Source organism: Corynebacterium striatum, from assembly GCF_016728105.1.
Taxonomy (GTDB): domain Bacteria; phylum Actinomycetota; class Actinomycetes; order Mycobacteriales; family Mycobacteriaceae; genus Corynebacterium; species Corynebacterium striatum.
The window spans coordinates 1,000,226-1,014,544 of sequence record NZ_CP068158.1 but is presented as its reverse complement, the minus strand read 5'-3'; the positions used below and the strand labels follow the sequence as shown (position 1 = coordinate 1,014,544).

The following is a 14,319-nucleotide window of genomic DNA, read 5'->3' as shown; positions in this document are numbered from 1 at the left end:
AAGGAAGCTTCGTGTCTCTCAACGAATCTGCTGCAGCAGCAATCAAGAAAAAGGTGACTCTCCTCGACGAGTCATTTGGCCGCTTCGCCGTCCGCGCAATTCTCGCCGGCGTCTACCTCGCAATCGGTACTGCTTTCGCTGCGGTTCTGGGACAGGCCGTGGAAAAGCATGCAGAGGGCCTCGGAGCTCCTGTCTTCGCTCTGTTCTTCGGCCTTGGCCTTTTTGCCATCGTTATCCTGGGCGCCGAACTGGCTACCGGCAGCATGATGTACGTGGTCTATGGCGCCATCAACAAGCAGGTTGGTTGGGGCAAGGGCCTGTGGTTGCTCATCGTGACCACGTTCTTCAACCTCGTCGGTGCGGCTCTTTTCGCAGCGGCAATGGGCATGTCTGCGAAGCTGGGCCATATAGACCCGACCCACCTCATTTCCACCTTGACCATGGGCAAGCTGGAGAAGGACCCTGCAGGCCTGTTGGTTGAGGGTATGCTCGCCAACTTCGTGGTCAACATGGCCATCGTCGGTGCTGTCTTTGCCAAGGACATCGTTTCGAAGTTCTTCGTCATCGTTCCGATCATCGCGTGCTTCGTGGGCCTGAGCCTTGAGCACGTTATCGCAAACTTCTGCCTGATGATGCTGACTTTCTTCTGCTCCACCCCACTGCCTGACGGCTTCACCTTGGGTGCTGTTCTCACCAACTGGTCCCTGGTGTGGATCGGCAACGTCATCGGCGGCGGCTTCCTCATCGGTGGCGTTTACGCCTGGCTCAACAAGGGCCCTGAGGCTTACCGCGACTAATCATCATCTTCTGCGCGCAGGATGCGCATGGCAACGACGAGTTCCGAGGAATACTCCCGGAGCTCGTCAATTAGGTTTTCACCCACAACGCGCAGCTCGGCGTCGTCGACAGGCTCCAGTGCATCGAGGATGAACAGCGCCGCGGTGGTGTCGTCGTGCAGCGCCGTGCGGGTGCACTGGCGCCAATTCCAACGGCGGCAGGTGACGCCGTTCGCATCGAGCCAGACCACCTCGCCCGGCTCGGGATGCTCGGTTACAGGCTCGCCTTTGTCCATAGTGGCGAAGTTCTCAGCACCGGTAGCTCGCACCAGCTGTGGAGATGATACATAGGCGTTCAGGTCTTCGCCGCCGAAGGGGATCTCATAAGTCACGGACAGCGAGTTATAGATGTCCGTGAGGCGGTTGATGCGAGGCAGCCCCTTTTCCGCGCGGCGCATGAGCGCCTCCGCGCTGTTGCGGGTGCGCGATGGCTTCGCGCCGAATCCTTGATAAGCCTCGCGCCATGCGGCGATGTGCGGGAAATCCGTGACGGCGCACTTGCCCAAGCGTGTGCGGGCGACCTCCTCGGCGTTGCGCAAGAGCTGCTCCGAGTGGGCGTCGGAAGGCGCAGGCGTGATGCCATCGACAGCGATGAGCAGCGCGCGGTAGTCGGGGCGTAAGGCCGCGACCTCGGGGCTGATGCTGGCGTCAGCAAGGAACTCGATGAGTTCGCTAGTACTGCGGATCTTGTTGGAAGAGCTGTTGTTCAACGCTTGAGTTCTCCTGACTTAAGTTCACCTGCGTAGATGTTGAAACGATCGCCGCGGGCAAACCCCACCAAAGCCATGCCGGTCTCCCGGGCAGTCTCCACGGCGAGGGAGGATGCCGCGCTAACAGCAACGAGCATTCCGAATCCCGCCATCGCTGCCTTTTGTACAAGCTCGAAGCTGGCGCGGGAGCTCATAACCAAAATAAGGTCGTCTGCGGGCAGGCGATCTTCAAGGAGCAGGTGCCCGATGACCTTATCTGCTGCATTGTGCCTGCCGACGTCCTCCCGCACAATGATGGGCTTGCCGTCTAAGGTGAATGCGCCGGCGGCGTGGATCCCACCGGTCTTGCGGAAGAGCTTTTGCTCGGCGCGCAGCTTCTCGGGCAGCTGCGCAACGACGGCCGGGTCAATCGGGATGTTGGGGAGCGCGTAGCGCGACTTCTTGTTTAAACCCTCGATGGAGCTAGTGCCGCATACGCCGCACGCGGAGTTGCTAAGTGTCAGGCGCAGGTCGGACAAGCTAATGACGTTGTCGTTCGCAAGGTCCACGTCGAGCAGGTTGTAGGTGTTCATCCCGTCGACGGTGGAGCCGGCGCAGTAGCGGGCCTCGGCGACGTCGGAAAGCGTTGCGATGTGCCCCTCCGAATGAAGGAAGCCGTGCGCGAGCTCGATGTCGTGGCCCGGGGTGCGCATGGTGGTGGTTAGCGTCTGCCCGCCGACGCGGATCTCTAACGGTTCCTCTCCAGCCACGGTGTCAGCGCGGGTGTCGACCTGCGTGACCTCGATGCCGCTCTCGCCGCCGAGACGCACCTTGGTTACCGCAAAGTTGGATGTGACGCGACTTGCCATTACTGGATTGCCGCCTTGAGCTTGGCGATGTTGGCGCGAGCCTCCTCCGTGTCCTGGGAGGCCAAACCCACCAAGTATGCGGTCAGAGGTGCTGCCGGACGGGCGCGATTGTGAGCAACATCCTTAGTGAGATCGAGGAGCTCACGGACAAGGGCGGTGGCATCGTGCTTGTCGACGCCGAGAAGCTCCGCGGCCTCCTCCAGCCACTGGTGGGCGGATTGGATTGGGTCCTTTTCTTCAGTCATGACGGCAACTGTAGTCTGCCCGCCGGACACGCAACATGGCGGAGACAACAAGTGGACGCTTTCGGGAAGAAAGCCATGGAACTTGCGCCGGGAGAGAGATTTGGAAAAGGGCAGGTAAGCGAGTAAAGTTGCAGGTCGGACTTGCGCCGAGGCGGCAGTGCGCCAAAATCTTCTTCGGATTTAGGCCCTGTGAGCTGCAGAAAGCGTCAGGCCGAACAAGAATTTAACAACATCAACTTTGTTGTAGGCCCCCCGCCGTTCATGGCGGCCCGTTGTATGTATCAAAGGGTGGCGAGCGCCTTACGGTATTGACCGTGGGGAGCGTGAGTAGCCCGAAATCACACGGAAAACGCTTAGGTGGGCGTGAGCTTAAAGCTCGCGCGTTTCGGAAGAAATGTAGCGGGAACCGCAACGAGAAAGGTACCGGTCACTCACATGACCATGACTGATCCTATCGCCGACATGCTGTCGCGCGTGCGCAATGCAAGCCATGCGCACCACGACACCGTGTCGATGCCGACCTCCAAGATCAAGGCAAGCATCGCCGACATCTTGAAGCAGGAAGGCTACATCGCTGACTACACCGTTGAGGACCGTGAGCTCAAGCTCACCCTCAAGTACAACAACCGTGAGCGCTCCATCGCTGGTCTGCGTCGCGTGTCTAAGCCGGGTCTGCGTGTGTACGCAAAGTCCACCAATCTGCCGAAGGTCCTTGGCGGCCTGGGCGTGGCTATCATCTCCACGTCTCAGGGTCTGCTGACCGACCGTCAGGCTCAGGAGAAGGGCGTAGGCGGAGAAGTTCTCGCCTACGTCTGGTAAGGGAGGATTGACACATGTCTCGTATCGGTCTAGCACCAATCGCCGTACCATCCGGCGTTGAAATCAAGGTAAACGGCCAGGAGGTCGAGGTTAAGGGTTCCAAGGGCACCCAGACCGTCGTTCTGCCAGAGCCAATCACCATCGCAGTCGAGGATTCCGTAATCACGGTTTCCCGTCCAGATGATGACCGCAAGCACCGCGCTCTGCACGGCCTGTCCCGCTCCCTCGTCAACAACGCTGTTGTTGGCGTGACCGAGGGCTACACCATCAAGATGGAAATCTTCGGTGTCGGTTACCGTGTCCAGCAGAAGGGCAAGGACCTCGAGTTCGCTCTGGGTTACTCCCACCCGATCCTCATCGAGGCTCCGGAGGGCATCACCTTCGCTGTGGATGGCGCAACCAAGCTCTCCGTATCTGGTATTGACAAGCAAAAGGTCGGACAGGTCGCCGCTAACATTCGCCGCCTGCGTAAGGACGATCCTTACAAGGGCAAGGGCATTCGTTACGAAGGCGAGCAGGTCCGCCGCAAGGTCGGAAAGACGGGTAAGTAAGCAATGGCTAACACTGAAAACGCAAAGCGCACCCCAATCGGCAAGGACATCTCCTCCCGCCGTCGCGAAGCACGCGCACGCCGTCACTTCCGCATCCGTAAGACCCTGCGCGGCACCCCTGAGGCACCGCGTCTGGTCGTTCACCGCTCCTCCCGCCACATGCACGTCCAGGTCATCGACGACCTGGCTGGCCACACCCTGGTCGCAGCTTCCTCCATGGAAGCTGACGTTCGTGCACTCGAGGGCGACAAGAAGGCAAAGGCCGCCAAGGTTGGCGCCCTGGTCGCTGAGCGCGCCAAGGCTGCTGGCATCGAGACAGTTGTCTTCGACCGTGCTGGCTACAAGTACCACGGTCGCGTTGCCGCTCTCGCAGAGGCAGCTCGTGAAGGTGGTCTGAAGTTCTAATGATCATGGCAAACGGAAACATCAACGGAAGGAACGCCTAATGTCGGACCGTGAAAAGCGTGACGGCGGACGCTCCGCCGAGAACGGTCGTAACAACGACCGCAACAATGGCGGTCGTCGCAACGATCGTCGTAATCAGCAGGACAACGAGCGCGATAAGTACATCGAGCGCGTAGTCACCATCAACCGCGTCTCCAAGACCGTTAAGGGTGGCCGCAACATGTCCTTCACCGCTCTCGTCGTCGTTGGCGATGGCCAGGGCATGGTTGGCGTTGGCTACGGCAAGGCTAAGGAAGTCCCTGCCGCAATTCAGAAGGGTGCAGAAGAGGCTCGCAAGAACTTCTTCCGCGTCCCGATGATCGCCGGCACCATCACCCACCCGGTCGAGGGTCGCGACGCAGCTGGCATCGTCATGATGAAGCCTGCCGCACCTGGTACCGGTGTTATTGCCGGTGGTGCTGCACGTCCGGTGCTGGAGTGCGCTGGTGTGCAGGACATCCTGTCGAAGTCCCTCGGCTCCGACAACGCCCTCAACGTCGTCCGCGCTACCGTGGACGGCCTCAAGCAGCTGGTTCGCCCCGAAGAGGTTGCCGCACGTCGTGGCAAGTCCCTCGAAGAGGTTGCTCCGGCCCAGATGCTGCGTAAGCGCGCAGGTCAGGAGGCATAAACAATGGCTCTGAAGATTACTCAGGTAAAGGGCCTGGTGGGTACCAAGCCGAATCACCGCAAGAACATTGAGGCTCTCGGCCTCAAGAAGATCGGCCAGTCTGTTGTAAAGCAGGACACCCCGATTATCCGCGGCATGGTTCATAAGGTACGCCACCTGGTCACCGTCGAAGAAGTGGCAGGGGAGTAAACCATGGCTGATATCATCAAGCTGCACGACCTGCGCCCATCCGCAGGAGCAAACAAGCCTAAGACCCGCGTCGGCCGCGGTGAGGCATCCAAGGGTAAGACCGCTGGTCGCGGTACCAAGGGCACCAAGGCTCGTAAGCAGGTTTCCGCTGCTTTCGAGGGTGGCCAGATGCCGATCCACATGCGTCTGCCGAAGCTGAAGGGCTTCAAGAACCCGAACCACGTTGAGTACCAAGTAGTCAACGTTGCAGACCTCGCAGAGGCATTCGCAAACGGTGGCGACGTCACCGTTGCGGATCTCGTCTCCGCAGGCCTGGTTCGCAAGAACCAGCCGGTTAAGGTTCTGGGCAACGGCGATATCAACGTCAAGCTGAATGTCACCGCTGACAAGTTCTCCAAGTCCGCTGTTGAGAAGATCGAGGCTGCTGGTGGCTCCGCCACCGCTACCAAGTAATCAACGCGATTCTTGACTAGATAGGTGCCCGTTTCCCCAAGGGGAGACGGGCACCTATATAGTTTTATTACTCAATTCCTACCTGCATTGTGGCTAAGTTAGGTCAGGCTGGTAGGCTTACAGGGTCATAAGTGTTCAACCGTCCTTTAGGGCTTCCCATAGCTCGCAGTGTTTAGCGTGCCAGGGTGGTCTGAACTGGACAGATGAGTTCCACCTCCACGCTGCCACCTATTGCCTTAGGCGTTGGCTGCGTAGGAAGGCCAGGAGGATTTTGTAGTGTCCGCCATTTTGCAGGCTTTTAAGGACGCCGACCTGCGTAAGAAGATCATCTTCACCATCGTGATGATCATTGCTTACCGCATCGGTGCCCAGATTCCATCCCCAGGTGTTGATTACGCGTCCATCGCTGGCCGCCTGCGCACCCTGACTGAGGAGTCCGGCAACCTGTACTCCGTCATCAACCTGTTCTCAGGTGGTGCGCTGTTGCAGCTTTCCATCTTCGCTATCGGCATCATGCCGTACATTACGGCGTCGATCATCGTCCAGCTGCTCACCGTAGTCATTCCACACTTCGAGCAGCTAAAGAAGGAAGGTCAGTCTGGTCAAGCCAAGATGACGCAGTACACGCGTTACCTGACCCTCGCACTGGCGCTGCTGCAGTCCTCCGGCATCGTGGCCCTCGCAGACCGTGAGCAGCTGCTTGGCCAAGGCGTCCCTGTGCTTGCTGAAGACCGTAACTTCTTCACCTTGATTGTCCTGGTTATCACGATGACCGCAGGTGCAATCCTCGTTATGTGGATGGGCGAGCTCATCACTGAGAAGGGCATCGGTAACGGTATGTCCCTGATGATCTTCGCGGGTATTGCAACTCGCCTGCCAACCGATGGCGTCAGCATCATGAAGAACAACGGCGGACTCGTCTTCGCCATGGTTGTCGCTGGCCTGATCGTCCTTGTCGTTGGCATCACCTTCATCGAGCAGGGCCAGCGCCGCATTCCAGTCCAGTACGCAAAGCGCATGGTTGGCCGCCGCCAGTACGGTGGCTCTTCCACCTACCTGCCGCTGAAGGTTAACCAGGCCGGCGTTATCCCGGTCATCTTTGCGTCCTCGCTTATTTACATGCCGGTTCTCATCACGCAGATCGTTAACTCTGGCTCTGCAGTAGTCCCGGATAACTGGTGGCAGCGCAACGTGATTGCGCATCTGCAATCTCCAAGCTCGTGGCAGTACATCGTTCTTTACTTCGTGCTGACCATCTTCTTCTCCTACTTCTACGTATCGGTTCAGTACGACCCTGCTGAGCAGGCCGACAACATGAAGAAGTATGGTGGATTTATCCCGGGCATCCGCCCGGGCCGTCCCACCGCGCAGTACCTCGGTTTCGTTATGAACCGTCTGCTGTTCGTTGGCTCCCTATACCTTGCATTGATCGCTATCCTGCCGAATATCCTTCTGGACCTCGGAGTTGGCCAGTCCACTGCGAATGGCGTCTCCGCATTCGGTGGTACCGCGATCTTGATTATGGTCTCTGTCGCCTTGACCACGGTCAAGCAGATTGAGTCCCAGCTCCTGCAATCCAACTACGAAGGACTTCTCAAGTAATGCGTTACGTACTCCTCGGCCCTCCCGGTGCTGGCAAAGGCACCCAAGCAGCTATCCTGAGCGAAAAGCTCGGCGTCCCGCACATCTCTACCGGCGACCTGTTCCGCGCCAACATCGGCCAGGGCACCCCACTTGGTGTTGAAGCAAAGTCCTACATCGATGCCGGCAAGCTGGTGCCAACTGACGTCACCGCACGCATGGTTGAGGATCGTCTGAACCAGGACGACGCTGCCAATGGCTTCCTCCTGGATGGCTTCCCACGCACCGTGGAGCAGGCTGATATCTTGGCTGATCTGCTGGAGAAGAAGGGCCAGAAGCTCGACGGCGTTATCAACTTCGAGGTCTCTGAGGACGTCGTCGTTGAGCGCATGCTTGCTCGCGGACGTGCTGATGACAACGAGGAGACCATCCGTACCCGCCTCGGTGTCTACCGCGACGAGACCTTCCCGCTCATCCAGCACTACGGCGATGACATCATCAACGTTAAGGCTGAGGGCACCGTTGAGGAGATCAACGAGCGCACCCTGAAGGCTATGGGTAAGTAAGACTCATGGGTTTTAGACGCCGCAGCAAAGCAATCCCCGCTCGTACCCCGGGTGAACTCGACGCAATGCAGGCCGCCGGTGAAATCGTCGGCAAAGCATTGCAGGCCGTACGCGATGCTGCGGCGTCTGGCGTATCTACCCTCGAACTTGATGAGGTGGCCGAGCAGACCATCCGCGATGCCGGCGCAACCCCTACGTTCAAAGGGTACGAGGGTTTTCCTGGTTCGATTTGTGCGTCTGTCAACGACGTCATTGTTCACGGGATCCCCGGCAAGGACATCGTTCTTGCTGAAGGTGACTTGGTCTCCATCGACTGCGGTGCCACGCTCGACGGTTGGGTAGGGGACAGCGCCTGGACTTTTGGCGTCGGCAAGCTTTCTCCCGAAGCAGTTGCGCTTAACGACGCCACCGAATGGGTCCTGATGGAAGGACTCAAGGCTATGCTCCCCGGGAATCGTCTAACTGATGTCTCGCACGCCTTGGAGCAAGCCACCTACCGCGCCGAGGATAAGTTCGGTGTGGATCTGTTCATCGTAGATGGATATGGCGGCCACGGTATTGGCCGCACCATGCACGAAGAACCCTACCTCGCTAATGAAGGCAAGGCCGGTCGTGGGCCTTTGATTCAGGAAGGCTCGGTACTAGCGATCGAACCGATGCTCACCCTGGGTACGGAGGATAACGCCGTGCTTGACGACGATTGGACTGTGGTCACCCTTGACGGCAGTCTCGCCGCTCACTGGGAACACACCGTCGCCGCGACCGCCGACGGCCCACGAATCCTTACTCCTCGCTATTAGCCTTAATCCTTCCTATTAACCTGTCCCGCTGCGAGAGCCCGCAGCTGGTAGGCGGAAATCGCCGGGGGAGGAGGCGGCCGCGTCGAGTATGCGGATTCCATGTGAGGGTCTATACTCGTTGCCATGTCTAAACTTCGCCCCCGCAACGTGTCTGCTAAGGCACGTCGTGCCCTAATTGCCCCTATGACCGCCGGCGTCATGACTGTCTCCGTTCTTGCAGGCGCCCCTGCAGCTTCCGCTCAGACCGTTCCTTCCATTGAGTCCATGAGCTCCGATGTGCAGGCACAGATCGATAACTTCGTCGGTCAGTCCCGCGAGCAGGCTTGGAACACCCGTAACCAGATTCTGGATCAGGTCAAGGTCTTAAACCCTGCTGCGGCAGACGCTATTCAGCCGGCTGTTGATGCAGCTGTGAACGCAATCTTCCCTGGACTCATTGACCAGAAGAACGCAGAAGCTCGCGCTGCTCGCGAGGCTCAGGAGCGTGCCCACGCTGAGCAGGTTGCTCGCGAGCATGCTGCGGCTCAGGCTGCTGCCCGTGAGGCCGAGGCGCAGCGCCAGCGCAACGCTTTTGACCGCGGTCCGTGCCCGGCTGATGCACGTGTTTGCGTTGACCTCAAAGGCAAGCGTTCCTGGCTGCAGGATAACGGCAACGTCACCTACGTGGCATCTGCCATCTCCTCCGGCATGGCTGGTGAAGAGACCCCACGCGGCACCTTCTACATCAACCGCAAGGTAAAGGATGAGATCTCCCGCGAGTTTGGCAACGCGCCGATGCCTTACTCCATGTACTTCACCAACAATGGCCACGCTTTCCACGAGGGTTCCCCGGCATACGAGTCCAACGGTTGCATCCACCTGCCGCACCAGGACGCAGTCCGCTTCTGGAACGACGTTCCGGTTGGTTCCAAGGTTTTCATCTACTAAGCCGGAGCAACTAAAGCTTTAAGGCATTTCCTCATTCCCTTCGCGGCAAGAGCCGATGGAAGGAATGGGGATTTTTCATGTTTTGGTGTGTCGCTACGACTCTGCAGGTAGATGAGTTTGGAGATTGCGTCTGTGCAGCGTATGCTTGAGCGCTGGTGTATGTTTACGGATCTTAGGAACCGGGACGTCGCCAAGCAGTAGACACCAAACATGCAGGTGGCACGCACTTGTTGCCGCCTAGAAAAGTAGAGGTTATGGCTAAGGAAGGCGCAATCGAGGTCGAGGGTCGTATTATCGAACCTTTGCCAAACGCAATGTTCCGCGTCGAGCTCGACAACGGACACAAGGTTCTTGCTCACATTTCGGGCAAGATGCGTCAGCACTACATTCGCATTCTCCCAGAGGATCGCGTGGTTGTGGAGCTGTCCCCTTATGACCTAACCCGCGGACGCATCGTCTACCGCTACAAGTAAACACTGTAAGCCTCCTTACCCAACCGGCATAGGCTCGCTATGCCCACTCCACCTCAGGCTGCGATGGCCTGAGCCCGCGCTGGTAAGTAGCCCACAGATCCGGCATCGGCCCGGGCGAAGTGCTGCATGGAGCGGGACGGATAGGGAGAAAACCATCGTAACAACCCGAAAGGACACGCCACATGGCACGTCTAGCTGGTGTTGACCTCCCACGCAACAAGCGTATGGAGGTTGCTCTCACCTACATCTACGGCATCGGTCCAACCCGTGCCAAGGAACTGCTGGAAAAGACTGGCATTTCTCCTGACCTGCGCACCGACAACCTCGACGACGATCAGCTGTCGGCGCTGCGTGACGTAATTGAAGCTACCTGGAAGGTCGAGGGTGACCTCCGCCGTCAGGTTCAGGCTGACATCCGCCGCAAGATTGAGATTGGTTGCTACCAGGGCATCCGCCACCGTCGTGGCCTGCCTGTCCGTGGTCAGCGCACCAAGACCAACGCTCGTACCCGCAAGGGCCCGAAGAAGACGATCGCAGGAAAGAAGAAGTAATTCATGCCTCCAAAGACTCGCTCCGGCGCGCGTCGTACTGGCCGTCGCGTCGTAAAGAAGAATGTGGCCGCAGGCCACGCATACATCAAGTCCACCTTCAACAACACCATCGTGTCTATCACTGACCCGTCCGGTGCTGTTATCTCCTGGGCATCCTCCGGCCACGTCGGCTTCAAGGGATCCCGTAAGTCCACTCCGTTCGCTGCGCAGATGGCTGCTGAGAACGCTGCTCGCAAGGCAATGGAGCACGGCATGAAGAAGGTTGACGTTTTCGTCAAGGGTCCGGGCTCCGGCCGCGAGACCGCCATCCGTTCCCTGCAGGCTGCAGGCCTCGAGGTTTCCTCGATTACGGATGCAACCCCACAGCCGCACAACGGCTGCCGTCCAACCAAGCGCCGCAAGGTTTAAGGGAAAGGAAGAGGTAAGAGAATGGCTCGTTACACTGGCCCCGCTACCCGCGTATCCCGCCGTCTGCGCGTCGACTTGGTCGGCGGCGACATGGCATTCGAGCGCCGCCCGTACCCACCGGGACAGGCTGGCCGCAACCGCATCAAGGAGTCCGAGTACTTGCTGCAGCTTCAGGAGAAGCAGAAGGCAAAGTACACCTACGGTGTCCTTGAGCGTCAGTTCCGTCGTTACTACGCCGAGGCTAACCGCCGCCCGGGCAAGACCGGTGACAACCTGGTCGTTCTGCTCGAGTCCCGCCTCGACAACGTCGTCTACCGCGCTGGTCTGGCTAACACCCGTCGCCAGGCTCGTCAGCTTGTCTCCCACGGTCACTTCACCGTGAACGGCAAGAAGATCAACGTTCCTTCCTTCCAGGTTTCGCAGTACGACATCATCGATGTTCGTGAGCGTTCCCAGAAGATGGAATGGTTCGAAGACGCTCAGGACCGCCTCGTCGATGCCAACGTACCGGCATGGCTGCAGGTCGTTCCTGACACCCTGCGCATCCTCGTGCACCAGCTGCCCGAGCGCGCTCAGATCGACGTTCCGCTGCAGGAGCAGCTCATCGTCGAGCTTTACTCGAAGTAAACTCTGTAACCGAGTGCTGCCCCGGCTGCATTCGGAGAAGAGTGAATCTTCGAAACCTTCATCTTTACCCCTTCTACCGGCGTCATATAGCGGGCGTCGACAAGGAGAATTTCAATGCTCATTTCCCAGCGTCCTCAGCTCACCGAGGAATTCATCGACTCGTCTCGTTCTAAGTTCGTCATCGAACCGCTCGAGCCGGGCTTCGGCTACACCCTCGGTAACTCCCTGCGTCGCACCCTGCTGTCCTCCATCCCGGGTGCAGCAGTAACTTCCATCAAGATCGATGGTGTTCTCCACGAGTTCACTACCATCAACGGTGTGAAGGAAGACGTCTCTGAGATCATCCTCAACGTCAAGGGCTTGGTTCTGTCCTCCGACTCGGACGAGCCGGTTGTTATGTACCTGAGCAAGGAAGGCCCAGGTGTTGTTACCGCGGGCGATATCCAGCCGCCGGCTGGCGTGGAGATCCACAACCCGGATCTGCACATCGCATCCCTGAACGACACTGCCAAGTTGGACATGGAGCTCGTCGTCGAGCGTGGCCGCGGCTACGTCCCAGCAGCACCGACCTCTGGTGAAATCGGACGCATTCCGGTTGACCAGATTTACTCCCCGGTTCTGCAGGTCTCTTACAAGGTCGAGGCAACTCGTGTTGAGCAACGCACCGACTTTGACAAGCTGATCATCGACGTCGAAACCAAGAACTCGATTTCTGCCCGCGACGCCCTGGCTTCCGCCGGCGGCACCTTGGTCGAGCTCTTCGGCCTGGCTCGCGAGCTGAACAATGCTGCTGAAGGCATCGAGATTGGTCCGTCCCCACAGGAGACGGAGTACATCGCGGCTTACAGCATGCCGATCGAGGACCTGAACTTCTCCGTTCGCTCCTACAACTGCCTGAAGCGTCAGGAGATCCACACCGTTGGTGAGCTCGCAGAGTGCACCGAGTCGGACCTGTTGGATATCCGCAACTTCGGTCAGAAGTCGATAAACGAGGTAAAGATCAAGCTGGCTAACCTGGGCCTGGCTCTCAAGGACACCCCTGAGGACTTCGACCCAACCCAGCTCGAAGGTTACGACGCAGAAACCGGTGACTTCAAGGATCCGTCTGCGGACGATTCCGAGTAAAGCACCACACTGAACTGCGGCTGGACTTTCCAGTCCAACCGCGCGCTCACTTTATCCGCACACGAGGAGTACATAATGCCAACCCCTAAGAAGGGTGCCCGTCTCGGCGGCTCCGCTACCCAGCAGGCTCACCTGCTGAGCAACCTGGCTGCTAGCCTGTTCGAGCACGGCGCAATCAAGACCACCGATGCGAAGGCGAAGATGCTTCGTCCTTACGCTGAGAAGATCATCACCAAGGCTAAGTCCGGCACTCTTGCTGACCGCCGCGCAGTGCTGAAGCTCATCCCGCACAAGGATGTTGTTGCGCACCTGTTCGACGAGCTGGGCCCGAAGTTCGAAGGCCGCGAGGGCGGCTACACCCGCACCATCAAGCTGGAGAACCGTACCGGCGATAACGCCCCGATGTCCCAGATCTCTCTCGTTCTCGAGGAGACCGTGACCTCCGAGGCTAACCGCGCTACCCGCGCAGCTGCTTCCAAGCAGGCTGAAGAGGCTAAGGTCGAGGAGACCAAGGCTGAAGAGGCTGAGGAAGCAAAGGCAGAGGCAACCGAGGCAGAGGTCGAGGAGACCGCTGCTGAGGAGACCGAGGAGAAGTAAACTTCTCTCGCCTTAACCAGGCCGCAGTACCACCTTAGGTGGGGCTGCGGCCTTTTGTTATGCTTTCTGGGCCATATAACCCCGACCATAACGTATACTCTATGACCCCGCTGTTTACTGTGCTGTACGTAATCGGCATCGTCTCTGAGGCGATGACCGCTGCGCTGTCCGCTGGCCGGCAAAAGATGGATTTGTTCGGCGTCATCATGTTGGGCGCTGTCACCGCATTGGGCGGCGGCACGATCCGCGACATGGTGCTGGGCGCCTACCCGTTGACGTGGGTGGCGGAACCGCGCTTCCTCTTGGCCGTGGTGGCCGCCGCCGTCGTCACGGTTTACATGTCCTTCCTCATGCACTATTTCCGGCATGTATTCCTGCTTCTCGACGCCCTGGGCCTTGCGGTATTCAGCGTCCTTGGCGCTCAAAAGGCCCTGGAACATGGCCATGGGTTGGTTATCGCTGCCGTGGCTGCGGTGTTGACCGGTGTCTTTGGCGGTATTTTGCGTGACTTGTTGTCCGACCGTATCCCGCTGGTCTTGTCCGCGGAGCTGTACGCCTCCATTTCTGTTCTTGCTGCCTTTTCTTATGCGGGATTGATGGAGCTGGGGCTCAGCGATGAGGTCGCTGGCGTAGTCACGGTATGCCTGGCGCTGGCGCTGCGCGTGGCCGCGATCTACTTCGGATGGTCGCTGCCGGTGTTTGAATACCGGGGAGCCGAACAACCCATGGACCCGCGCCTGCGCTTGTCTGCCCGCATTGTTCGGGACGGCGCCCGCAAAGCCAAGCGCAAAGCCGGCCAGGCCAAGGATAATCTAAAGCACCCCAAGCGGGCTGGCTATGCCGCTTTGAGCAAGCTGGGCGTGAGCAAGAGCGCGAAGGGCCAGCGCGCGTCCCAGGATTGGGAACTCAATCGCGAGTGGAATGCCAACGACTAGGTAGGA

The 14,319-nt window shown here is 58.9% G+C and carries 21 protein-coding genes; 18 read left to right on the top strand and 3 right to left on the bottom strand.

Annotation, left to right across the window (positions count from 1 at the left end; genetic code table 11):
• Positions 1–11 precede the first annotated feature (11 nt).
• Positions 12–797: a formate/nitrite transporter family protein gene (locus I6I72_RS04750; RefSeq protein ID WP_049146958.1), complete on the top strand. Its 786-nt coding sequence runs from the start codon at positions 12–14 to the stop codon at positions 795–797.
• Here the strand turns inward: I6I72_RS04750 and I6I72_RS04745 are convergent.
• From I6I72_RS04745 to I6I72_RS04735, 3 genes are read right to left on the bottom strand one after another with little or no spacing between them, the layout of a single operon-like run.
• Entirely contained in the window at positions 794–1,546 is a 753-nt protein-coding gene (locus I6I72_RS04745; protein WP_201807581.1) for a B3/B4 domain-containing protein, read from the bottom strand. The genes I6I72_RS04750 and I6I72_RS04745 overlap by 4 nt on opposite strands.
• Positions 1,543–2,394: a formate dehydrogenase accessory sulfurtransferase FdhD gene (gene fdhD, locus I6I72_RS04740; protein ID WP_049146956.1), complete on the bottom strand. Its 852-nt coding sequence runs from the start codon at positions 2,392–2,394 to the stop codon at positions 1,543–1,545. The genes I6I72_RS04745 and fdhD overlap by 4 nt, the downstream gene beginning before the upstream one ends.
• Complete coding sequence (locus I6I72_RS04735) at positions 2,394–2,639, bottom strand: DUF6457 domain-containing protein (RefSeq protein WP_005527780.1); 246 nt, start codon at positions 2,637–2,639, stop codon at positions 2,394–2,396. Before I6I72_RS04735 ends, fdhD begins: the two co-directional genes overlap by 1 nt.
• A gap of 435 nt (positions 2,640–3,074) precedes the next feature.
• On the opposite strand from I6I72_RS04735, the gene rpsH reads away from it, so the two are divergent.
• The 17 genes from rpsH (at position 3,075) to I6I72_RS04650 (ending at position 14,313) form a co-directional block, all read left to right on the top strand.
• Positions 3,075–3,458 carry a 30S ribosomal protein S8 gene (rpsH, locus tag I6I72_RS04730; protein ID WP_005527782.1) on the top strand — a complete coding sequence of 128 codons (384 nt, stop codon included), beginning with the start codon at positions 3,075–3,077 and terminating at the stop codon, positions 3,456–3,458.
• Positions 3,459–3,472: 14 nt separating this feature from the next.
• Positions 3,473–4,009: a 50S ribosomal protein L6 gene (gene rplF / locus I6I72_RS04725; protein WP_005527784.1), complete on the top strand. Its 537-nt coding sequence runs from the start codon at positions 3,473–3,475 to the stop codon at positions 4,007–4,009.
• A gap of 3 nt (positions 4,010–4,012) precedes the next feature.
• Positions 4,013–4,414, top strand: coding sequence for a 50S ribosomal protein L18 (rplR, locus tag I6I72_RS04720; protein ID WP_005527786.1), 402 nt, complete (start codon positions 4,013–4,015; stop codon positions 4,412–4,414).
• A 40-nt stretch (positions 4,415–4,454) separates the two neighbouring features.
• Positions 4,455–5,081: a 30S ribosomal protein S5 gene (gene rpsE / locus I6I72_RS04715; RefSeq protein ID WP_005527787.1), complete on the top strand. Its 627-nt coding sequence runs from the start codon at positions 4,455–4,457 to the stop codon at positions 5,079–5,081.
• 3 nt (positions 5,082–5,084) lie between these two features.
• On the top strand, positions 5,085–5,270 hold the full coding sequence (rpmD, locus tag I6I72_RS04710; protein ID WP_005527789.1) for a 50S ribosomal protein L30: 186 nt from the start codon (positions 5,085–5,087) through the stop codon (positions 5,268–5,270).
• A gap of 3 nt (positions 5,271–5,273) precedes the next feature.
• Positions 5,274–5,723 (top strand): 50S ribosomal protein L15, encoded by a 450-nt coding sequence (gene rplO, locus I6I72_RS04705; protein ID WP_005527791.1) that lies wholly within the window; start codon positions 5,274–5,276, stop codon positions 5,721–5,723.
• A 276-nt stretch (positions 5,724–5,999) separates the two neighbouring features.
• The gene (gene secY, locus I6I72_RS04700) at positions 6,000–7,325 is read left to right on the top strand and encodes a preprotein translocase subunit SecY (RefSeq protein WP_049064357.1); all 1,326 of its coding nucleotides are present in this window, start codon (positions 6,000–6,002) and stop codon (positions 7,323–7,325) included.
• Positions 7,325–7,870 (top strand): adenylate kinase, encoded by a 546-nt coding sequence (locus I6I72_RS04695; protein WP_005527795.1) that lies wholly within the window; start codon positions 7,325–7,327, stop codon positions 7,868–7,870. Before secY ends, I6I72_RS04695 begins: the two co-directional genes overlap by 1 nt.
• A 5-nt stretch (positions 7,871–7,875) precedes the next feature.
• On the top strand, positions 7,876–8,670 hold the full coding sequence (gene map / locus I6I72_RS04690; protein ID WP_034656515.1) for a type I methionyl aminopeptidase: 795 nt from the start codon (positions 7,876–7,878) through the stop codon (positions 8,668–8,670).
• Between the two features lie 123 nt (positions 8,671–8,793).
• Positions 8,794–9,597: a L,D-transpeptidase gene (locus I6I72_RS04685; RefSeq protein WP_034656517.1), complete on the top strand. Its 804-nt coding sequence runs from the start codon at positions 8,794–8,796 to the stop codon at positions 9,595–9,597.
• A 254-nt stretch (positions 9,598–9,851) separates the two neighbouring features.
• Positions 9,852–10,070 (top strand): translation initiation factor IF-1, encoded by a 219-nt coding sequence (gene infA / locus I6I72_RS04680; protein WP_004566852.1) that lies wholly within the window; start codon positions 9,852–9,854, stop codon positions 10,068–10,070.
• Positions 10,071–10,252: 182 nt separating this feature from the next.
• On the top strand, positions 10,253–10,621 hold the full coding sequence (rpsM, locus tag I6I72_RS04675) for a 30S ribosomal protein S13 (RefSeq protein ID WP_034656519.1): 369 nt from the start codon (positions 10,253–10,255) through the stop codon (positions 10,619–10,621).
• Positions 10,622–10,624: 3 nt separating this feature from the next.
• Positions 10,625–11,029, top strand: coding sequence for a 30S ribosomal protein S11 (gene rpsK / locus I6I72_RS04670; RefSeq protein WP_034656521.1), 405 nt, complete (start codon positions 10,625–10,627; stop codon positions 11,027–11,029).
• Between the two features lie 21 nt (positions 11,030–11,050).
• The gene (gene rpsD, locus I6I72_RS04665; protein WP_005527812.1) at positions 11,051–11,656 is read left to right on the top strand and encodes a 30S ribosomal protein S4; all 606 of its coding nucleotides are present in this window, start codon (positions 11,051–11,053) and stop codon (positions 11,654–11,656) included.
• A 114-nt stretch (positions 11,657–11,770) separates the two neighbouring features.
• A complete protein-coding gene (locus tag I6I72_RS04660; protein WP_005527816.1) occupies positions 11,771–12,781 on the top strand; it encodes a DNA-directed RNA polymerase subunit alpha in 1,011 nt (336 codons plus the stop codon).
• Positions 12,782–12,856: 75 nt separating this feature from the next.
• Positions 12,857–13,378, top strand: coding sequence for a 50S ribosomal protein L17 (gene rplQ / locus I6I72_RS04655; protein WP_005527818.1), 522 nt, complete (start codon positions 12,857–12,859; stop codon positions 13,376–13,378).
• A gap of 101 nt (positions 13,379–13,479) precedes the next feature.
• Positions 13,480–14,313, top strand: coding sequence for a trimeric intracellular cation channel family protein (locus I6I72_RS04650; RefSeq protein WP_005527821.1), 834 nt, complete (start codon positions 13,480–13,482; stop codon positions 14,311–14,313).
• Positions 14,314–14,319: the final 6 nt, after the last annotated feature.